22 protein-coding genes are annotated in these 21,580 nt (G+C 37.1%); 14 read left to right on the top strand and 8 right to left on the bottom strand.

The features are described from left to right. Nucleotides 1-5 precede the first annotated feature (5 nt). A complete protein-coding gene (locus HX005_RS13505; RefSeq protein WP_286377742.1) occupies nt 6-2,198 on the bottom strand; it encodes an Ig-like domain-containing protein in 2,193 nt (730 codons plus the stop codon). 182 nt (nt 2,199-2,380) lie between these two features. Here HX005_RS13505 and HX005_RS13500 point away from each other — a divergent pair, with 182 nt between their 5' ends. Then, nucleotides 2,381-3,025, top strand: coding sequence for a DUF2238 domain-containing protein (locus HX005_RS13500; protein ID WP_286377741.1), 645 nt, complete (start codon nt 2,381-2,383; stop codon nt 3,023-3,025). A 65-nt stretch (nt 3,026-3,090) separates the two neighbouring features. Here the strand turns inward: HX005_RS13500 and sohB are convergent, their stop codons facing one another. Continuing rightward, nucleotides 3,091-4,053 carry a protease SohB gene (gene sohB / locus HX005_RS13495; protein WP_286377740.1) on the bottom strand — a complete coding sequence of 321 codons (963 nt, stop codon included), beginning with the start codon at nt 4,051-4,053 and terminating at the stop codon, nt 3,091-3,093. Between the two features lie 235 nt (nt 4,054-4,288). Next, a complete protein-coding gene (gene grxD, locus HX005_RS13490) occupies nt 4,289-4,630 on the bottom strand; it encodes a Grx4 family monothiol glutaredoxin (protein WP_107007778.1) in 342 nt (113 codons plus the stop codon). A gap of 167 nt (nt 4,631-4,797) precedes the next feature. Between grxD and HX005_RS13485 the strand changes: the two genes are divergently transcribed. After that, the gene (locus HX005_RS13485; RefSeq protein ID WP_286377739.1) at nt 4,798-6,009 is read left to right on the top strand and encodes an aspartate aminotransferase family protein; all 1,212 of its coding nucleotides are present in this window, start codon (nt 4,798-4,800) and stop codon (nt 6,007-6,009) included. A gap of 135 nt (nt 6,010-6,144) precedes the next feature. On the opposite strand, the gene HX005_RS13480 is transcribed toward HX005_RS13485, so the two are convergent. The 3 genes from HX005_RS13480 to surE form a co-directional block, all read right to left on the bottom strand. After that, nucleotides 6,145-7,077 carry a LysR family transcriptional regulator gene (locus HX005_RS13480; RefSeq protein ID WP_107007780.1) on the bottom strand — a complete coding sequence of 311 codons (933 nt, stop codon included), beginning with the start codon at nt 7,075-7,077 and terminating at the stop codon, nt 6,145-6,147. Nucleotides 7,078-7,171: 94 nt separating this feature from the next. Continuing rightward, the gene (locus HX005_RS13475) at nt 7,172-8,026 is read right to left on the bottom strand and encodes a peptidoglycan DD-metalloendopeptidase family protein (RefSeq protein ID WP_286377738.1); all 855 of its coding nucleotides are present in this window, start codon (nt 8,024-8,026) and stop codon (nt 7,172-7,174) included. A gap of 107 nt (nt 8,027-8,133) precedes the next feature. Continuing rightward, nucleotides 8,134-8,916: a 5'/3'-nucleotidase SurE gene (surE, locus tag HX005_RS13470; protein ID WP_286377737.1), complete on the bottom strand. Its 783-nt coding sequence runs from the start codon at nt 8,914-8,916 to the stop codon at nt 8,134-8,136. Between the two features lie 322 nt (nt 8,917-9,238). On the opposite strand from surE, the gene HX005_RS13465 reads away from it, so the two are divergent. From HX005_RS13465 to pal, 5 genes are all read left to right on the top strand, one after another. Then, on the top strand, nt 9,239-9,640 hold the full coding sequence (locus tag HX005_RS13465) for an MCR_0457 family protein (RefSeq protein WP_502872745.1): 402 nt from the start codon (nt 9,239-9,241) through the stop codon (nt 9,638-9,640). Between the two features lie 135 nt (nt 9,641-9,775). Beyond that, on the top strand, nt 9,776-10,924 hold the full coding sequence (gene dacC / locus HX005_RS13460; RefSeq protein ID WP_107007784.1) for a D-alanyl-D-alanine carboxypeptidase PBP5/6: 1,149 nt from the start codon (nt 9,776-9,778) through the stop codon (nt 10,922-10,924). 99 nt (nt 10,925-11,023) lie between these two features. Then, nucleotides 11,024-11,572 carry a gamma carbonic anhydrase family protein gene (locus HX005_RS13455; RefSeq protein WP_286377736.1) on the top strand — a complete coding sequence of 183 codons (549 nt, stop codon included), beginning with the start codon at nt 11,024-11,026 and terminating at the stop codon, nt 11,570-11,572. A gap of 138 nt (nt 11,573-11,710) precedes the next feature. Beyond that, nucleotides 11,711-12,994: a Tol-Pal system beta propeller repeat protein TolB gene (gene tolB, locus HX005_RS13450; protein WP_107007786.1), complete on the top strand. Its 1,284-nt coding sequence runs from the start codon at nt 11,711-11,713 to the stop codon at nt 12,992-12,994. Nucleotides 12,995-13,059: 65 nt separating this feature from the next. Continuing rightward, nucleotides 13,060-13,620, top strand: a complete 561-nt coding sequence (gene pal / locus HX005_RS13445) for a peptidoglycan-associated lipoprotein Pal (RefSeq protein WP_107007787.1) — start codon at nt 13,060-13,062, stop codon at nt 13,618-13,620. A gap of 71 nt (nt 13,621-13,691) precedes the next feature. Here pal and HX005_RS13440 read toward each other — a convergent pair whose 3' ends face one another. Continuing rightward, the gene (locus HX005_RS13440) at nt 13,692-13,877 is read right to left on the bottom strand and encodes an NF038105 family protein (protein ID WP_107007788.1); all 186 of its coding nucleotides are present in this window, start codon (nt 13,875-13,877) and stop codon (nt 13,692-13,694) included. 179 nt (nt 13,878-14,056) lie between these two features. Here HX005_RS13440 and HX005_RS13435 point away from each other — a divergent pair, with 179 nt between their 5' ends. The 7 genes from HX005_RS13435 (at nt 14,057) to HX005_RS13405 (ending at nt 19,802) form a co-directional block, all read left to right on the top strand. Continuing rightward, nucleotides 14,057-15,031 carry a class 1 fructose-bisphosphatase gene (locus tag HX005_RS13435; RefSeq protein ID WP_286377735.1) on the top strand — a complete coding sequence of 325 codons (975 nt, stop codon included), beginning with the start codon at nt 14,057-14,059 and terminating at the stop codon, nt 15,029-15,031. A 95-nt stretch (nt 15,032-15,126) separates the two neighbouring features. Next, nucleotides 15,127-15,903: a TrmH family RNA methyltransferase gene (locus HX005_RS13430; protein ID WP_286377734.1), complete on the top strand. Its 777-nt coding sequence runs from the start codon at nt 15,127-15,129 to the stop codon at nt 15,901-15,903. 160 nt (nt 15,904-16,063) lie between these two features. Further along, nucleotides 16,064-16,678 carry an RNA polymerase sigma factor gene (locus HX005_RS13425; RefSeq protein WP_171405105.1) on the top strand — a complete coding sequence of 205 codons (615 nt, stop codon included), beginning with the start codon at nt 16,064-16,066 and terminating at the stop codon, nt 16,676-16,678. Next, entirely contained in the window at nt 16,671-16,997 is a 327-nt protein-coding gene (locus HX005_RS13420; protein WP_286377733.1) for a hypothetical protein, read from the top strand. Before HX005_RS13425 ends, HX005_RS13420 begins: the two co-directional genes overlap by 8 nt. Next, nucleotides 16,987-17,397, top strand: a complete 411-nt coding sequence (locus tag HX005_RS13415; protein ID WP_107007792.1) for a DUF3106 domain-containing protein — start codon at nt 16,987-16,989, stop codon at nt 17,395-17,397. The genes HX005_RS13420 and HX005_RS13415 overlap by 11 nt, the downstream gene beginning before the upstream one ends. Before the next feature lie 120 nt (nt 17,398-17,517). After that, nucleotides 17,518-19,071, top strand: coding sequence for a DUF4139 domain-containing protein (locus tag HX005_RS13410; RefSeq protein WP_286377732.1), 1,554 nt, complete (start codon nt 17,518-17,520; stop codon nt 19,069-19,071). Beyond that, nucleotides 19,071-19,802 carry a hypothetical protein gene (locus HX005_RS13405; protein WP_286377731.1) on the top strand — a complete coding sequence of 244 codons (732 nt, stop codon included), beginning with the start codon at nt 19,071-19,073 and terminating at the stop codon, nt 19,800-19,802. The genes HX005_RS13410 and HX005_RS13405 overlap by 1 nt, the downstream gene beginning before the upstream one ends. A gap of 57 nt (nt 19,803-19,859) precedes the next feature. On the opposite strand, the gene cysN is transcribed toward HX005_RS13405, so the two are convergent. Beyond that, nucleotides 19,860-21,473, bottom strand: a complete 1,614-nt coding sequence (cysN, locus tag HX005_RS13400; protein ID WP_286377730.1) for a sulfate adenylyltransferase subunit CysN — start codon at nt 21,471-21,473, stop codon at nt 19,860-19,862. Nucleotides 21,474-21,580: the final 107 nt, after the last annotated feature.

The raw sequence follows: 21,580 nt of genomic DNA, 5'->3' as shown, positions 1-21,580 counted from the left end.
TCACTTTATCCAAATATAACAATCGACTGCAATAATTCCTCATCAATGGATGTATTTTTCAATTCAATCGAAAAATCACTAAGAGTGCTTTGTTGCTGATTATTGGATGCAGGTTCTTGACTTGGAACATCAGAAAATTCATTTAAAATATGGTCTACATATTGCTGCGAAAGCATATTTTCTTGTTGTTGCAATAAAGCATTTAAACCAGCTTCTGACTGATCAACCACTTTAGTTTGCGACATAGGCAGAGCCATTTCCTCTACAACCAATGTGTCTAATAATGTTGAAATTGCATGATCATCTTCAAGCATAAATGCTGTTGTTGTGACTTCAGCCTTTGCTTGCTCTGGCGCAATAACAGTAAAATGAAATGGATCACTCATGGCACTACTATTGGTTGCGGCATCCATTTGTGTAAATGTAAAGCTATGCTCACCTAATGCCAAATCTTTGGCTGGGGTGAATGTCCATTTACCTGTATTATCTACCGTTACAGTTGCAATGGCTAAACCATTATCATAAATCGTGACGATTGCACCAGACTCACCTGTACCTGCAAACTCAGGACGAGCATCATCTGTTTGACCTTTATTTGAAATCGTTTCTTTATTTTCTGTACCGACATCATCTGTCACTGTTTTTAAAACCACTTTATTTGGTGCAATCGTATCTTTAGTTCCAACAACTTTTGTTGTTTCAGAACGATTTCCTGCTTCATCATAGGTATAAATATCTGCAACTGCTTTATCAGTCAAACCACCATCTAAAGTGATTGTAAATTTTCCACTTTCGTCCGTTTTTCCAGCACCAATTAAAGTACCGTCTTTATTATAAATTTCGATTTTTTGGTTAGCACCTGCTTGACCTGTTACTTCAGTACCATCGCTATTTAGCTCTGCGCTTACTGCATCAGGCGCGATAGTATCCATTCCAGCCTCTATCGCTAAATCGGCAGATTGGTTACCTGCTTCATCTGTAACATTTATCGTTGCTGAGTCTTTTTCCGCTAAAGCAGGTTTAATTTGAATAGAAAAATAGCCCTGATCATCGGCTACACCTGAACCAATTTCCACACCATCACTATTTTTAATTTGGACTTTACTATTGGCTTCAGCATAACCTTGTACTTGATCTCCTGATTGACTGACTTCAACGGTAGGTTGTTCAGGTGCTAAAGTATCTTTACCCACAATCACTGAACTTGATTCAGATTTATTGCCTGCCGCATCTTCAACAATAACTTTTGCTTCATCTTCTTGAGCCAATGCTGGTTTTAAAGAAATTGAAAATGTGCCATCTGCTGCAACCGTAACAGGACCTGCAAGTAAGTTTTTACCTGTCACATCATAAATATAGATTTTTGCGCCTGCTTCTGCCTTACCTGAAATAATACTGCCTTCAGCATTAATTTGTGCATTTGCAGCATCAGGTGCAATCGTATCTTTTGTCCCTGTTATAACAGTCGATTTTGACTCATTGCCTGCTGGGTCTTTTGCATAAATCAGAACTTTTTCATTATTAATAATTTCTCGATCTAAATTTAGCTTAAAATTTCCATCTGCATCGACGGTTGCTTCACCAATCAATTTTCCATTAATGTCTTTAACATAAATGGTTGCGCCAGCTTCTGATTTTCCAGTTAATACCTTTCCATCAGCATCTAAACTTGCACTTGGTGTTGCGGGTGCAATTAAATCTGGTGTACTGCTACTATCATCATCGTCTTTGTCATGGAATGCAGCTAAATAAATCCCTTCAAGCCCCAATAAAATCAAAACAGGTTTAACCAGTTCTTTTTCATACCATGCAACTTTTTCAGTTTCCTCTGCTGTCGCAGCCTGAGGTTGTTGCACTGCCGCTTGACTTTGTTCAAGCTCATCAACCACACGTTTTGGGTCATAATTAATATGATAACCTTCAACCGTGATTACTAACTCTTCAAAAATGCCTTTGCTATTTGTTAAAACCACTTGATGCGGTGTATGTTGACCGTCTACAAAGAAATTTTCTAATATAATTTTTTCACCATTTTTAAGAATAATGATCGCATTATTGCCTGCATACTCAACTGAAGTGATGTCCTCTTTGCTATAGCCCAAGCGTACAATAGAAGCCTGATTTAAAACAATATGTTTATTTTCTGAGTTTTGCAAAGTGACCAAAGTTGATTTATCTAACACGATAATGCCTGTCATCATTCCCTCTTTTGAAATCAACATTTTATATAAAAGGCTAAGCTAACAAATGTATCGTCAAAGCACAATCAAGAACGACTGAATTAATTACAATTAAAAATCATTATAAACATATAATTAACTCACTTTTTTCTTTAGACTCTGATTAAAACAGCCAATAAGATGTAGAGACAAAAAAGCCAATGATTTATAAAAATTTAACAACGCAACATTGGATCAGTTTAGCCATCCTCTTACTTGCAATTATTATTGCCAGTATTCACCCCTTAGAGTTTGAATCTTATCTATTACATCAAATTGGCACAGTACTCATGTTAATCATGCTTTTGATCTGCCAGAAGAAAATAGGACTCAGCTATCCAACATTTTTACTTTATATTATTTTTTTACTCATTCACGTTTCAGCCGCACATTATTTATATTCCTACGTTCCTTATAATGATTGGATTAAGTCAGTATTTCATTTTGACTTAAATCAAGTGATGGGTTGGCAGCGCAATATGTATGACCGTTTTGTTCATTTTGGTTATGGCGTATTACTCTATCCATTCTTTTATCGTTTATTTCAAGTTGCTTTGCCTCATCTAAGCCCTAAAGCACTATTTTTGATTAGCATCCAATTTATTATGGCAAGTAGTTTATTTTATGAATGGATTGAATGGTGGTTAGCGATTGGTTTATCGCCAGAACAAGCTGAAAACTATAATGGGCAACAAGGTGATGTATGGGATGCACATAAAGATATGTTTCTAGCAACAATAGGCGCATTATTTACGGGTTTAATGATCTATTGGAAATCTACTCAAGCGCAGTTAACTGCTAAATAACATAAACAATAAAAATGCCAATCTTTTATGATTGGCATTCAAAGAGATCAAAAATAATCTAGAACTTAAAGTTTAGGGTCACGCATTTGCACCAAACTTGCATTAGCTTTACTCAAAGTATCGACCAATTTATTCATGACAGAAGGGATTAAACTATCCGCCATTTGTGCAGCTTGTAAACCCAACTTTTCACCTAAAGTTGGCTTACGGCGGGTTTGAATAGCATAAACATCATGTTGCGGAAGTAAACTTAAAAGATATTCATCAGATGTTTGTAATTTATCAACTAAATTCAAACTTAAAGCATCTTCACCATACCAATGTTCACCTGTAGCCACTTTTTCTACATTTAATTGTGGACGATACTTTTCAACAAAATGTTTAAACAAAGCATGTGTCTGCTGCAACTCTTCTTCAAACTTTGCTTTGCCTTCTTCGGTATTTTCACCAAACATGGTGACCGTACGTTTATATTGCCCTGCTGTATACAGCTCAAAATCAATATTATGTTCTTTCAATAAACGATTAAAATTAGGAACTTGTGCAACCACACCAATTGAACCAACGACAGCAAAAGGTGCAGAAATGATTTCAGACGCAATACATGCCATCATATAACCGCCACTGGCAGCAACCTTATCAACACAAATGGTTAAATGGAAACCCGCATCACGTAAACGTACCAATTGCGCTGCTGCCAAACCATAGCCATGCACCATACCACCCGGACTTTCTAGGCGTACCACAACACGATCACGTCCTGATTTTGCAGTCGCTAAAATTAAAGTGATTTCTTCACGTAAATTTTCAACTGCTGATGCTTGTACATCACCTTTAAAATCTAATACATAGATTTTCTGATTGTTCTTTTTACGCGCACGTGCTTCTTTTGCAAACTGTTGAGTTAATTGCAGTAATTCAAGTTTTGATGCTGTAGTTTGTGCAATTTTTTTTCGTTGTTCATTAATTCGTGCATTTAAATGACTCACACGAATTTCAGCAGGTAATGTAGGTAAATGAAATAGCATATAAATTCTAATCTCTTGAGACAATCGTTGCTTTTTAATAAAGATGCGGTCAAATTAGACTAAATTCAATGACTATTTTGAAATTTTTAAAAATATAAACCTCAGTCACTCATTTATGAACCATATTTCTGATCTATGTTTAGTTTTTATCCAATTGAATATGATCATTATATTGACATCAAAATACATATTATAAAAAAAAGCACCTTACGGTGCTTATTCACATCTTCAGCAATTAAGCTTCTGGTGCTGGGCTATACTGTTCAACAAGTGCTTTTAACTCACCATTTTGGAACATTTCTAGCATAATATCGCTTCCACCGATCAACTCGCCATTGATCCATAATTGTGGAAATGTAGGCCAATTTGCAATTTGTGGCAAAGTTGCGCGAATGTCTTGATTTTCCAAGATGTTTACATAAGCAAATGGACGACCAATTTGGCTAAGTGCTTCTACTGCACGTGCAGAGAAACCACATTGTGGGAATTGTGGTGTACCTTTCATGTAAAGTAACACTGCATGTTTAGCAATTTGATCGCGAATTAACGCTTCTGTATCACGTACTTGTTCAGTCATTGATTAAATCCTCAACTCATCTGCCTGCATTATACCTAAATCCATCATAAAGAGTATGACTTCAAGATTATTTCCAATTTTATTTGTATTTGGGCTTTAAATCTGTGTCATATTTTGCTTATATAAACTTTTATTTTTTACTTCTCAGACAAAGAAAAGAGTTCGTCATGAATAACGTTACGCTCGCTCCAATACAACCTGATCAACCTTCACATTTGATGCCTGTATTTAGCCGTCAACCGATCAGCTTTGTGCGAGGACGAGGCTCTTATCTATATACAGAAGATGGCACAGAATATTTAGATGCGCTTACAGGTATTGCTGTATGTGGTTTAGGTCACGCACATCCTGTACTTGCAGAAGCAATTGCAGAACAAGCGGCAACCTTGATTCATACCAGTAATATTTACGAAGTGCCTTGGCAAACGGCTGCTGCACAAAAACTTGCTGAAGTTTCAGGCATGGAAGAAATTTTCTTCTCAAATAGTGGTGCAGAATCAAATGAAGGTGCAATTAAAATTGCGCGTAAATTTGGTCATTTACAAGGGATTGCCAATCCTAAAATTATTGTTGCTGATCATTCTTTTCATGGTCGTACTTTGGCAACACTTTCTGCAACAGGTAACAAAAAAGTTCAAGAAGGCTTTGCTCCTTTGGTTGAAGGTTTTATTCGTGTTCCATTTGGTGATGTAGAAGCGATTGAAGAAGCTGCAATCAACCATCCTGACATCGTGGCTATTTTAGTTGAACCGATTCAAGGTGAAGGTGGTGTCAACACAGCACCTCAAGGTTTTAGCTACTTAGAAGATATTCGCCAGATCTGTAATCAACACAACTGGTTAATGATGCTCGATGAAGTGCAAACAGGTAATGGTCGTACGGGTCAGTATTTTGCGTATCAACACACAAATATTGTTCCAGATGTTCTCACCACTGCTAAAGGTTTAGGAAATGGCTTCCCAATTGGCGCTGTGATGACTCAAGGGCGTGGCGTTGGTGTACTGACAGCAGGTAATCATGGTTCAACTTATAGTGGTACACATTTAGGTTCACGTATTGTTTATACTGTGATTGATTTGATCCAAAAAGAAAATATTGTGGCAAATGCTGCTGAAATTGGTCAGTATTTAGTGGAACAATTCCGCACTCAGCTTGCAGAACAACAAGTCACTGTGCGTGGTTTTGGCATGATGATTGGTATTGAATTACCAAAAGACTGTGGTGATCTGGTCAATATTACACGAGATGAACACAAGCTGATCATTAATGTCACTTCTGGCAATGTTGTCCGTTTACTGCCTGCGCTCAACATGAATAAAGAACAAGCCGATGATCTTATTCAACGCTTAGTACCTGCAATTAAAGCATTTCTTGCCTAAATAAAATCAGATAAATCAATGAGTATCTTCGTGATACTCATTTTTTATGCCTAAAAAAACCGAGCTATTTAAATAACTCGGTTAATTTGTTAATGAGTGATGAACTTATAAAAAAATAAAGCTTAATTATAATAATCAAGAAGCTTCTTGATAAATACGCCCACCGGGTAATTGACTAAAATACTGTTTTAAAGCATCTAAACAACGATGAATTTTCATTGGTTGTTGTTCACGTTTCAATGTCATTGCATTTAAAGTAAAGGTTGGTAATTTCCAATCTGGTAATACTTCAACCAATGTCCCATTCATTAACTCTTTTTGTACATCTAAATATAAAATTCGCGCAATACCATGTCCATTTTGACATAAAGATTTCGCAACAAATACATTATTGGTTTGTAAACGATTCTGCATTTCTACATGAATGTTTTCACCCGATACTGCATGCTGAAAAGCAAAACTTTGGTAATTTTTCATGATATTAACAGGAATTAAATCATGATTAATTAAATCTTCAGGACGTGCAATTGGTGCCGTTTGATTCAAATAACTTGGTGATGCCACCAACACTTGGTCAACACGTGCCAATGGTATTGCAGTTAAATTATTCGAATCTTCTTCTTTTGCACACATGCGAATTGCAATATCAATACGCTCTTGAATTAAATCAATAAATTGATTATCTGCTTCAAAATGTACCATCAATCCACGATGTGCAGACATCCAATGAGATAAAGCAGGAACAACATGCGTCGCACCTAATTCAGGTGTGGTTGCAATACGTAATTCACCGACTAAATCATCTCTCAATTCATTAATACGAATTTTACCGCGCTCTGCTGCTGCGAGCATTTCTTGGCAACTATGAAAAAAGGCTTGACCAGCTTCTGTTAAACTCAGTTTACGTGTAGAACGATGAAGCAGAGTTACTTCCATTTCTTGTTCTAGGGATCGAACTTGCTGACTAACGGCACTGGTTGTGATGCCAAGCTCGCGCGCAGCACCACTGAATGAGCTTTTTTCAACGACACAAGCAAATACACCCATCGCTCGAAGTTGATCTAACATAAATTTCCCTCTGAAATTATGAGATGCTTCACACTTTTTGTTAAAAGCAACTCATTGTATTATACGAAGAAAATATATATTTGCATTAAATAAATTAGACAGATGGTAAAATATTTGCTGGATTAATCGGTTTTCCATCTAAACGAATTTGAAACTCTAGCATAGTTTGGGTAGCACCAGATGAGCCCATTTCCGCAATTTTCTGACCAACTGTGACATTATCGCCACTTTTCACTAAAATTTTACTGTTATGAGCGTAGGCTGTTATATAACCATTAATATGTTTAACTAAGACTAAATTACCATATTCTTTTAGACCATCGGCAGCATAAACCACCTGCCCAGCCGCAGCAGCAACAACTGGATCACCGACATTGCCACCAAAACGAATACCTTTAATATTTTGAGCTAAATTATAGTTAGCAATCACAGCACCATTAGATGGTTTAACCCAAACCAAACCATTTGATGCTACAGTTGTTGGCGTTGTGGTGCTTGGAACTGTTGGTGTTACAGGAATAACTGGTGTTGGCGTTACAGGCTTAGCTGTTGTTGTGGTCTGGTTACTTGGTAGAGTAATCGTTTGACGTTGAATACCTGTATCAGTATTACTTAATGCTTGTGTAGCTGGTCGATTATTATTTGTACTATTTGATTTTTTTAGACGAATAGATTGATTCACATAAATACGATATGGCGGTGCAATATCATTCATTTCAGCAACACTGATATAACTTAAGCCATAACGTGCAGCAATACCACTCAATGTATCACCTGAACGCACAGTATAATAATCAGGTGCATTCGCATAGCGAACAGGGTTATTAATTTGTGGTTTTGACGCACAACCTGTCATGACTAAAGTAGTAATCACAGCGGAAGATAAAACGATGGCATTTATCCAGCTTTTAGGTGATAGATAAAGTTGCTGTGATCGTAACGAAAGCATTGATTTCTTTCTCCAGAAATAGTGTTAAGTTGTATAAGATTAGCAAAAAAGCCAAGCTTTTTAAGGTTTAGCTCAGCTTTTTCACAAACTTATAACATAGAGCTCATTTAGCGCTTTTCAGGGTGTAATAACTGTTGTTGTAAGTGATTTAAAACACTGTAATTGGTTGCATCCATTTGGATGGGTGTAATACTGACATAGCCATTTGCGACTGCGAAAAAATCAGATTGAATATCTAAGTCATTTTTCTTAGGATCAGTAACCGCTTCCCCTGCTAAACCAATCCAATATACTTGACGCCCACGTGGGTCAACCTGACTGGTGATTGGTTTAGACTGGATACGTCTTCCTTGATATGTAATTTGAGCACCTTTTAATTGTTGTACATCAGGAATATTAATATTTAAAATGTGACGTTCTGGCAAAACAGGAAGACCTTGAGCAATAAAGTCGTGTACCCACTGTGCTGCAACTGCATAATCTTCTGGGTTGAGATAAGAACGGACATTACTGCCTGCTAATGACACTGCAATTGCTGCTTGCTTCATTAAACGACCTTCAAATGCAGCTCCCACTGTACCTGAATATAAAACATCATCACCAAGATTCGCGCCACTATTAATCCCACTGACAACCAAATCAAATTCAAAATCAAATAAACCATTCATTGCCAAGTAAACACAATCTGCTGGCGTACCATTTACTGCCCAAACATCTTGTGTGACCTGTACAGGTCGCAGTGGTCGATCTAAAGTCAATGCGCTAGAAAATCCACTACGTTCACTTTCAGGAGCCACAATAACAACACGTCCTAAAGGTCGTAAAGCTTGTGCTAAGGCTTGGATTCCGGGTGCAAACACACCATCATCATTGGCAATTAAAATATTCACTCAATTTCTCTTCAATTTAAACGGACAATATTGCTGATTCATCTTAGCAAAATATGACCGATTATTTTGATTTACACAGATTTAAGCGAGTTAAAACTTCGCTGTTATTACTAATACTACTAAAAACGTTACTAAATAAGCATTCGCTAAAAAATGGGATCTAATTTGAATACTGTGTTGTATTCATGTACCCAAGCTGATGTCAAATTTTCACCAAAAGATGCTATTTTATTTAAATCCAACATCTTCAATACATTTTCTCTATTTTATTTTCATAGAATACGTTTATTCTAGTCAAATCATTAAGTTAACAAGGCTCATTATGCGTACTCTTTTTAAAACTTTTGCTCTGGGGATTTTATCTACTTCTATTGCTATGCCTTATGCATTTGCAGCCGATCAAATAAAAGAAGACGCTCATGATGAAAAAATTGAAGTCACACAGGTCAATGTGACAGATCAAGAATTAGCAGCAATCTATGTACTTTCAGATATTTGCCCAAAATTAGTGAAAGATAAAGATGCCTTTGATGCAGGCTATCAACGCCTTTTAAAAGACTTTATTCCTGATGCTGCTGACCCAGAAGCAACAATTAAAAAATTAGTGAAAGAAAAATCTTTTAAAAGCATCTTAAAAGAAGCACAAGGTGATGCTAAAAAAGCTGGAAAAGAAGCAAACACAGGTGTTTGTGAAGATGTGCTCAACTATCAACCACAAAACTAATTGACCCAATCGACAAGCAACGAATTAGTTACAAATCCTATGAAATAAGCCGACTTACCCCATAGAAGTCGGCTTTGCTTTGTCCTAAAATGCTAGGCTCTTTTCGTGCTCGTACAAAGATTGGAACTACCTAGAATGACCCCAAAAAGCGCCCTCGCTGCATTGTTACTCTTTCCTTCATTTTCCTATGCAGCAACTGTTTTATCCAATCCACCAGAATTAAATAATAAATCCTATGTTTTGATGGACTATGAGACAGGGCAAATCCTTGCATCTAAGAATGAAAATGAAAAACTCGCTCCTGCATCAATGACAAAAATGATGACGAGTTACATTATTGAACAAAAACTACTCAAAGGTGACCTTACAGAAGACGAAAAGGTTCGTATGAACGAATCGGCTTGGTGTCGTGGTAGCAGCACAGAGTCATGTATGTATGTTCCTTTAAATGGCACAGCAACTGTACTTGAAATGCTGCGTGGTATTATTATCCAATCGGGTAATGATGCATCAAAAGCAATGGCTGAGCATATTTCTGGTAATGAAGGTACATTTGTACATGAAATGAACCAAGAAGCTAAACGTATTGGCATGAGCAATACAAGTTTTATTAATGCGACAGGTATGCCAGCTGAAGGTCATTATTCAACTGCAAAAGACATGGCAATGCTTGCCAAACATATTATTCACGATAGTTCAAAATATTATCCAATTTATTCAGAAAAAGAATTTACTTTTAACGGCATTAAACAAGGTAACCGTAATGCCCTTTTATATACTGACCCAAGTGTAGATGGCTTAAAAACAGGTCATACCAATGAAGCAGGTTTTTGCTTAACGACTTCAGCAAAACGAGGTCCAATGCGATTAATTTCAGTGATTTTTGGCGCACCATCAATGAATGAACGCGCATCACAAACACGCGAATTACTCTCTTGGGGTTATTCAAACTTTGAAACTGTTAATGTACAACCTGCAAACCAAGTCATGGCAAAAGCCAAAGTCTATTTTGGTAAAGAAAGTGAAGTACAAGTAGGTTTACCTGAAGCATTTAATGTCACTATGCCAAAAGGTCAAGCCAATGCCATTAAAACGCAAATCTCAGTTCAACCGAACTTAAATGCACCACTGCAAAAAGGACAAGTGATTGGTAAATTGACTGCTACGCTCAATGGCAAAGTCATTACTGAAAAACCTTTAGTTGCAATAAATGCGGTTGAAGAAGCAGGCTTTTTTGCACGTATGATTGACCATATTAAAATGTTCTTTAGCAACTTATTTTAATTTTGTTTAAATGTCATCAAAAAGAAGCATTCATGTCTAGGATATGAATGCTTTTCTTTTATACTGCACTTGGTAAATTTTACGCGTGTAAAAAATCTTATGAAAAAAAATATTCGTGGTTATTTAGAACATCATCCTAAGATTGACTCAACCTGTTATATCGATGACTTAAGCGTGGTTATAGGTGAAGTAAGCTTAGCAAAAAATGTATCCGTTTGGCCATTTGCTGTGATTCGTGGTGATGTCAATGCTATTAAAATTGGACAAAATAGCAATGTTCAAGATCATTGCATGTTACATGTAAGCCATAAAAAAGACAGCAAGCCAAATGGTTCGCCTTTAATTATTGGTGAAGATGTTACTGTTGGGCATCATGTCACTTTACATGGTTGTCAAATTGGTGATCGTGTATTAATCGGTATTAATACCGTCGTACTTGATGATGTGATCATTGAAGATGATGTCATGATCGGTGCGGGTAGTTTAGTTCCTCCACGTAAAGTTCTAAAAAGTGGCTATCTTTATGTAGGCAGTCCAGTCCAACAAATACGACCACTGACTGAAGCAGAAAAAGAATTTTTACCCTATTCAGCTCGACATTATGTCAAAGTTGCACAAAATTACTTAGATCAGGAAAATGAAAAATAAAGTCTATAATTTTCAAAGTTCCTAGTAATATTTCATTGAACATTCATAATTACATGCTTTATATAGATTAAAATCATGTCTTTATGCTACAAAGCTATTCATAGTTAAAATATCAATATTTTGAGTACATGAACACCCATGAAAATGACGCCTAAACACTTACTCGGTTTGGCAGTAATAATGGCTTTTAGCCCTGCCTTTGTCACCACGACATATGCACAATTGCATTTAGAAATTGCTAAAGCACCAGAAGAAGCACCCAAAATTGCTATTCTGCCATTTGGTAATGATCAAACAATTTATCCTATTGTAGAAAATGACTTAAACCGCTCTGGGCGTTTTAGTAGTGCATCAAAAAACCTTCCTGCAACAGCAAGCTTAAATAATATTAATGCAGAAGCATGGAAAGCAAGTGGCGTTCCTTATGTGGTTGTGGGCGATACTAAAACCAACCCTGATGGTTCATTAGCAGTACACTACCAACTCTACGATGTGGAAAAACAACAATTCTTACTCAATGAATTATTAACTGTGCCTGCATCACGTTTACGCTCCGCAGCACATATGATCTCTGATGCGATTTATCAAGCTCTGACAGGTATCAAAGGTGATTTTAGTGGACGTATTGCCTATGTGCTACGTAACCCTGCCACACCTGAGCAACGTTATACCTTACAAATCGCTGACACAGATGGCGAACAACCAAAAACTATTTTGACATCACGTGATCCAATTTTATCACCTGCTTGGACGCCTGATGCACAAAAAATTGCATATGTTTCTTTTGAAACTAAACGCCCTGCGATTTATGTACAAGACCTTGCTACAGGGCAGCGTGAAAAATTTGCAAGCTTCCGTGGTTTAAATGGTGCTCCAAGCTTCTCACCAGATGGTAAATTCATGCTGTTTACTGCATCTATGCATGACAATCCTGAAATTTATCAAATGGATTTAGAAACTCGTCAAGTTAAACGTATGACCAATGATAGTGCGATTGATACCGAAGCACGCTATGCCCCAGATGGTAAATCATTTATCTTTACCTCTGACCGCGGTGGCTCAGCACAAATTTATCGCTATAACTTGGCAGATGGTACAACCAAACGCTTAACGTTCCGTGGTGCATTTAATGCACGAGGTTCTTTAAGTGCGGATGGTAAATATGTTGCGCTTGTACACCGACCATCTGGTAGTAACTATAAAGTTGCGATTCAAGAAATCTCAACAGGTATCACAAATATCTTGACGCCTACCAGTCTAGATGAATCACCAAGTTTTTCTCCAAATGGACAAATGGTGGTTTATGCAACACGTGAAGGCTCACGTGGATTATTATCGATCATGTCAACAGATGGTCGTTTCCGCATGAACTTACCAAGTGAACAAGGTGAAGTTCGTGAACCTGCATGGGCACCTAAATAATTCAAATATAGATGTTTTTATTTCAATAATGCGGTAAATTTTAAAATAACTTTATGGAGTTAACAATGAATACGATTAAATATTTAGCACTACCTTTACTTGCAGTAAGTTTGGTCATGACAGGTTGTGCAAACCGCAAACCAACCACTGATGCCAATGCAACAACAAACCCAAATAGCGTCAATACAAGTGGTTTAAGTGAAGATGCTGCATTAAATGCTCAAAACTTAGCAGGTGCATCTTCAAAAGGTGTTACTGAAGCAAATAAAGCTTTTCTTGCAAAACGTGTGGTTCATTTTGACTATGACAGCAGTGATCTTTCAAATGAAGACTATCAAACACTTCAAGCACATGCTCAATTTTTAGTTGCAAATGCAAACTCTAAAATTGCTTTGACAGGTCATACAGATGAGCGTGGTACACGTGAATATAACATGGCACTCGGTGAACGCCGTGCAAAAGCAGTACAAAGCTATTTAATTACCAATGGTGTTAATGCAAGCCAATTAGAAGCTGTAAGTTATGGTAAAGAAATGCCAATCAATGCAGGTCATAATGAAGCAGCTTGGAAAGAAAACCGTCGTGTAGAATTAAACTATGAAGCAGTTCCTCCACTTTTAAAATAATTTAAAATCTCATTTAGAATTATTTATTCCCAATTAAAAATGCCCATTATGATCATGGGCATTTTTATAAGCTACGCTTTTGATTCCTCAGGCTTGGGGCTTTGCATGGACTCGATAAGATCATGCTTATTGAACTTTTTATATTCAGGTTTTGCTTCGTAATCCTTCCAAGCGTCCTTCACATTTTCGGCACTAATTTCATTTAAATCAATACCATCAGTTGGCGTTGGAGTCGCTTCAAACTTTTGTACGGTCATATGAGTGCTCCTTTACTCTATTCTTCTGTATCTTCAACATAACAGTTTATAAAATACTTGCAAGCGTAAAAATATGACAAATAATGCAGGATAATTTTTATTTTGAGTCAAACTCATCTAAAATAGCCGAATTGTTTAATTTGTTAGAAAATTATCGCTTTTATTGGAGCAGCTTTGCTATGTCAAATCGTACTTTATCCCAGTACTTAGAACAACAACAAGGGAATTTAACACCTGAACTTGCTGATGTTATCGAAACTATTGCTAACACTTGTAAATCTATTGACCAACTTCTTCAAAAAGGTGCATTGGCAGGTGTTTTAGGTAGCGCACAACACGAAAATGTACAAGGCGAAGAGCAAAAGAAACTTGATGTTATTTCTAACGATTATTTAATTGATGCGTTAAAAAATAACAAAAATGTGGGCGGTTTAGCTTCTGAAGAACTTGATGAATTTACCCCTGCACAAGATAATGGTCAATATTTAGTCTTATTTGACCCACTTGATGGTTCAAGTAATATTGATATCAACATGTGCGTAGGTACAATTTTTTCTATTTTACCTGCTAAAAATGCCGTAACCCAAGCCGAAGATTTCATGCAAGCAGGTACACAACAAGTTGCTGCAGGTTATGTGCTCTATGGTCCATCTACCATGATGGCATTAACTGTAGGTGCTGGTACTGTATTCTTTACATTTAACCCTGAAACTCAACAATTCCTCTTAACATCTGAAAATATTCAAGTTGCAGAAGAGACTAAAGAATATGCGATTAATGCATCAAATCAACGCCACTGGGAAGCACCAGTAAAACGTTATATTGAAGAATTACAAGCAGGTAAAACATCTGTTCGTGAAAAAGATTTCAATATGCGTTGGGTTGCATGTATGGTAGGTGACATTCATCGTATTCTTTGCCGTAGTGGTATTTTCTTATATCCATACGATACTAAAGATCCGAAAAAAGCAGGTCGTTTACGTTTAATGTATGAAGCAAACCCGATGAGTATGCTTGTAGAGCAAGCAGGTGGCGCATCTACAACAGGTCGTGTTCGTATTTTAGAGATTCAGCCAACTGAACTCCATCAACGTGTACCTGTCGTGATTGGTTCAAAAAATGAAGTTGATTTAGTGACTCATTACCACAACTGATTTTTATATTTTACTCTCTTACTTTAAGGGAGTAAGTCCATTCAGGGGTTGTCGCAATTGCACAACCCCTACTTACATTTATTGGATGCACTCCCATGCCAACCATTTTTCTAGAATCTCGTGACAATCCCAAAATCAAACACTTACGTGGATTAATCGAACAGAATACTTATCGTAAGAAACAAGGTCAGACTGTACTTGAAGGCACCCACTTGTGTCTTTCTTGGCTAGAAAAAAACCGTAAAATCAAATCAATTTTCACCACTGAACATGCACTTGAACACGAAGATTTTGTAAAAATTACAGAATATTATCAAGGTGTTATTTTTGTCGTCAGCGAAGTTTTATATAAAGATTTAAGTACTTTAGGTACCACTTTAGCATGTTTAGCTATTGTAGATTTACCAACATCTACACAGGCTTTAAATTTTACTGAAGATACCCTCATTTTGGAAAATGTACAAGATCCCGGAAATGTAGGTACATTACTACGCTCTGCCGCGGCAGCAGGCATTGAACAAGTCGTATGTACCAAAGGTTCAGCTTCACTCTGGTCACCACGTGTTTTACGCGCAGGAATGGGTGCTCATTTTTCCTTACACACCTATGAAAATATTGTCTTAGAAGACATTCTAAAACAATTTAAAATTCCCGTTTATGTCACAAGCTCTCACGAGTCAGAAAGCTTATACAGCAAAAACTTACGCTCACAATGCGTGTGGATTTTAGGAAATGAAGGTCAAGGTGTTTCAGAATTTGCCTTGCAACATGCTCAAGCTGTCACCATCCCGCAACCAGGTGGACAAGAATCACTCAATGTTGCTATTGCAGGTTCAGTATGTTTCTTTGAAATGGTACGTCAACGACTTTAATTCGTTAATTTATTTTATTGATTTACCTTTCATCTTCAAAAATCCTTTAAACTGATAAAAATAATTGTTTTTATGTGTCAACCCATCAGAGTTTTTAAACGTTATATAGATAGGTTTATAAAATAATGGTGGGTACCCAATGACGGGATTTTCCATCTCTATGGATTTAGCGCCAAAGAAGTCACAGTCTGAAACAGCCGCCGCTCTAAAGAGTACTGCTGAACAACGCCTGAAGTTTTTTATGCAGGATGTGACAGGTCGTGCCTTAGTAATGATGGAAAGTGCAACTCAGGGGCATAATGGCATCGCGATGGACTTAGTCCAAGAAGCTTTTATTTCACTGCACAAATCTTATGCTGAAAAATCCACTGAAGAATGGTATCCCCTATTTTATACGATTTTAAACAACAAGTTACAGGATTGGCGTCGTAAAGAAGCTCGTCGTGCTTCACCTTTTTCATTATTTCGTAAAGTCAGCTTAGATAATGATGATGAAGAAGCAATGGACATCGTCGATGAGTCAACGCCAAATCCATTACAGTTTTTAGATCAAGACCTTACGATTGAAGAAATTCAGGAAGCGATTAGTCGCTTACCTGTGCGTCAGCAACAAGCATTTATGTTACGTGCATGGGAAGGTTTTGACACCCAAACCACAGCATCTATCATGAATTGCACAGAAGGTAGCGTTAAGACCCATTACCATAGGGCGATTCAAGGATTGAGAACTACGTTATCGCATTTAAATCCTTATGGAGGATCATCGGATGAATAATGATGATTTTACAAAACAAGTCACATCCAAGTTAGACGGGCTTGCACATAATCATCGCAATAAAGCAGTTGTGATGAACAATGTCCTTGATCATATTCAAGACAAATCAACGTCTCGTTATGGCAACTGGAAAATGACAGGTTTTGCTCTAGCAGCAGCATTGACAGGTATTATTGTTTTACCAAATGCGTTCGATACTAAACCAACAAAACCAACTCAACAGCATGTTGCTGTGAGCCCTAAACTTTCACCACAAATGATGGAAGATTTAGAAATGTTATCAGTTTTTGGTGAGGATAAAAATTCCCATGGCAGCTAAAAAATTAGTTTTGGCTTTTTGTGCTATCGGTTTTTTGCAAACAAGTTTTGCTGGCTTAGAGCGTTTTTGGATTTTTTCCAAAGATACGACCACTCAAGCCAATGATACATGGGACTCTCTTTCTGATGATGAGCAACGTGCATTAATTAAACGCTATCAAAACCTCAAGGAAATTCCTGAAGAGCAAAGTATTGCCTTACAACAAAAAATGGATTGGTTTACACAACTTCCAGATGAAGAAAAACAAAAAATGCGTGAAGTTTGGCAACAAATGAGCAGCACTGAACGCAATGAAATGCGTCAAAAAATGCAAAAAGCCGAAACAGCAGGACAACGTAATGAATTACGAACTGAATATATTCAAAAATACCTTTCTGCTGTAAATTCAACTGCGCACTAATTCTAAGCCTCATTCTGAGGCTTTTTCATTTTTTGTATAATCCAATTCAAAAGTAACGTGCTTATTATATTTTATAGGCTATTTAGCTAATTTTAATTTATTCCTATATAGAGATAAAACATGAAAATTAAACCAATAGTCTATTTCAGCCTATTAAATTTACCTATTTCGATGAGTTTTGCTTTAACACTTACTGATGCACCTATTTCCAATGTTACGCTTTATCCAAACACAGCAAAAATTGAGCGTAACATTCCCGTAAAATCTGGGGAAAATATTGTCACATTACAAGGTCTTGCTGCAAATTTTGATATTTCTCAATTACAATATCAAACTGAAAATAATATTGAGGTAAATGCTGTTTCCCACCAAGACAGTGCCTTAGATAAGCCTTCAGGTGCTGAGTCTCGTGAATTAAAAACGCAAATAGAACAGATTGAAAATAAAATCTCAGAACAAAACTCGATTATTCAAGCAGCCGAATTGCAAAATAATTTCTTAACCAATCTAACAAAAGGCTCTGCCAATAAAGTACGAAAACAGGCTTATGACGCTTTTATTGCGATTGACCAAGCCAAAGCTGAAAAAGTGAAACTTGAGCAACGACTACAAGAATTAAGACAAGATTTAGCAGCCGTTGGAGATCATCAATTTAAACAACGCAGCCTTAAATTTTATGTCAAAGCACCACAAAATGGTGTAATTAGAATGAGTTATTTAGTGCCTTATGCGCGCTGGCAACCCATTTATAAAGCTGAACTTGATACACAGACCAAACAAGTAAAACTCACACGCATGGCTATGATTGCACAAAAAACAGGAGAAGATTGGTCAAATGTCAAATTAACGCTTTCTACCGCCACACCACAAGGCTATGTACAGCAATTAACACCACAAAACTGGTGGGTAGATTATTATGAGCCTCAGCCCATTCGTGTCACGCCTTTCAATGCAGGATATTCATTTCAAGAAGCTGCCATGCCTGCACCTGTTGCTAAACTTTCCAACACTCAAGACTCTTTAGCGCAAGAACCACAATTTCCGCAATTTCAGGCAAACAATTTAAACCTGAGCACCGAGTTTCGTTCCGATACGCAAGCTACAATTTATAGCAGTCAGCAACAAATTTATTTACCTTTAAGCAGTGAAAGCTTTCCTGCCCAACTTTCTCTTTGGGTCATTCCAAAACAAAGCCAAAAGGCTTCTATGATTGCTAGTATTGCAAAACTTGATGATCATTTACCTCATGGTTTAGTCAAATTATATCGTGATGGTGATTTTGTTGGTGAACGCCAATGGCAAAATGGGACTTCTGATCATTTAGAAATAAGCTTTGGTACAGATGATCAAATTAAAATTCATGTGATTGATTTATCAGATCAAAAAAGACCTGTTGCAGATGCTAAGTTTCAAACCGTTCAAAAGCAACAGTATAGTATTGAGAACTTACACCCTTACCCTGTTCAACTGACTGTATTTGAAGCTGAACCGCAAAGTCGCAATGGAAAATTAATGACGCATTCAACCTATCAACCACAGCCAAATCACACAACGTGGCAAGGTCAACCCAATATTAACCAATGGAATGTTGAATTAGCTTCAAAACAAAAATTTAATTTAGACCTACAACACCAGTTTACTTATCCAAATAAAGGGAACATATCGGGGTTTTAATGGTTAATCAGATCTCAGAAGACCCCAAAACAGAAAAAGAATTTTCGATTGAGATAATGTTTATTATTTTTCTCATTTTTATTGGGTTTTTCTTTCAAAATCTTGCCTTTAACGAACTAAAACAAGCGATGTTTATATATGAATATCATCAGGTTAAAGATTGGAAAACAGTCAAACTGTCTGATGATTTATTTGAGTTAAAATATAATCATTCAGGAATTAATGCACGTAAAGAAACCCCAACATTTTCAATTTATGACCCTCAACTCAAAAAACATGTCATAAAAAAACAATATTCATATCTTCAGGCAAATCTTATCTATGATGCTCAATCTATATATCCTTTAAATAGTAAGACAACATATAAGTTAGATCATGCACTATTTATAACCACCAATCAAAAAAGTGTAGTTGACCCAACCAGACCTATTATACTTTTTGTACGAGGAGAATTATTACTTGAAGATGGTCATGTTTTAACAGTTCAGGCAAATGATTATTTGCCATCATCAAAAGCCAAAGATAAAATTCAATTGCAACGTCAATTATTGTTCTTTTTTATACCAACAAGTATTTTATTCGCAATACTTTCAGTGTTTTTTTGTTTATACCAAAATTTTAAGGAAGATGGGGTGGATATCATCTGCTTTGCAATAACAGGTATTGCTCTTTTTTATCTAGGATTTATCTCTATTTCTAAAGTCATTATTCCATGGATGAAGTTGACTTGATCATTTATGAAAATAAAAAACCCGCCTAAGCGGGTTTTCTTAACTCAATTCAATCTATTAAAGACGAACCAATTCTACAATTTTCTCAGCCAATTCTTCTGCTGTTTCCTGAGCAAAAGTAACATCCGTACCCTGCTCAACATCTGTTACAACCACGACACCTGTTTGACGCAGCAAAGTAACCTGTTTAACTGTTAAACCTGCTTTAGCAATTGCCACTACACCTTGTTGAATGAGCAAGCTTTCAAGTACTTGCGCTTGCTCCAATCCTTTGGTCGTCACAGTTACAGCAGCAGGTTTTTGACCTAAGCGCGCAGCACGTGCTTCCGCAGTCACAGGTTCATCATGTGCAGTCCATTCAACTGCAGCCTCAACCATACCTGCACCAACAGTCACGTTGCTTAAACGGTCAATGAAGATGAAAGAACCTGTATAACGGCTGTCCTGATAACGGTCAAACAATACGGGTGCATCAAACTCGATTTCAACATCGGCAATCGCATTTAAATCCAGTTGATCGACCTGAGTTTTTTCCAAAGTATTCACATTGGTACGGTAGTTAATTTTCTCAACTTTGGCAGGAACAGTTTGCGTACCAATTTTGATGTTATATAACTTACCAACCACCAAAGGCTGATCTGCCATCCACACCACGGTTGCACGTACAGAACGTGATAAAGATGGTTGTTCACCCGCTTTCACCAAGACATTACCACGGGAAACATCAATCTCATCATTCAACGTCAGCGTTACAGCCTGACCTGCAATCGCATGATCCAGATTACCATCAAAGGTTACAATTTCTTTCACCGTCGATTTCTTGCCTGAAGGTAAGGTAACGATTTCATCACCAACTTTGACTGAACCTAAAGCAATCGTACCGCAGAAACCACGGAAGTCGAGATTTGGACGGTTGACGTATTGCACAGGAAAACGGAATTCATGTGCGCTGGTATCACGCGAAATTTCAACGGTTTCCAAAGTTTCCATCAAGGTTTGACCCTTGTACCATGGTGTATTTGCAGACTTGTTGACGACGTTATCACCATTCAATGCAGAAATTGGTGAGAAGATAATATTAGCAGGCTTACGATCACCCAATTGGTTGACGAAAGTATTGTATTCTTCCTGAATCTCGTTGAAACGTGCTTCAGAGAATTCAACCAGATCCATTTTATTGATCGCAACCACAATATTACGAATACCGAGTAGGCTCGCAATATACGTATGGCGACGGGTCTGGGTTTGTACGCCATATCGCGCATCAATCAAAATAATCGCAAGGTCAGCCGTAGATGCACCAGTCGCCATGTTACGGGTATATTGCTCATGTCCCGGAGTATCGGCAATAATGAACTTACGTTTTTCTGTGGAGAAATAACGATACGCAACATCAATGGTAATCCCTTGCTCACGTTCAGCTTGCAGACCATCTACAAGTAACGCTAAGTCAGGTGCATCACCTGTCGTACCGACTTTTTTAGAGTCACGCGTCACAGCTTGTAATTGATCTTCATAGATCAATTTTGAATCGTAAAGCAAACGACCAATTAAAGTCGATTTACCATCATCCACATTACCGCAAGTTAAAAAGCGTAATAAGTCTTTATTTTCGTGCTGTTTTAAATACGCCAAAATATCTTGGCTAATCAATTCTGATTGATGAGACATTGCTCAAAGCTCCACATATTCTTTAGAAATCGGTTTCTTTTAATCCCCCTGTATCCCCCTTTTTCAAAGGGGGAAATTCTCCTCTCTTTTCTAAAGAGAGGTCGGGA

The organism is Acinetobacter sp. R933-2 (assembly GCF_030325485.1).
GTDB classification, from domain to species: Bacteria; Pseudomonadota; Gammaproteobacteria; order Pseudomonadales; family Moraxellaceae; genus Acinetobacter; species Acinetobacter sichuanensis.
Note: the sequence above shows the minus strand (reverse complement) of the source record. Positions and strands in the feature narration are given on the sequence as shown.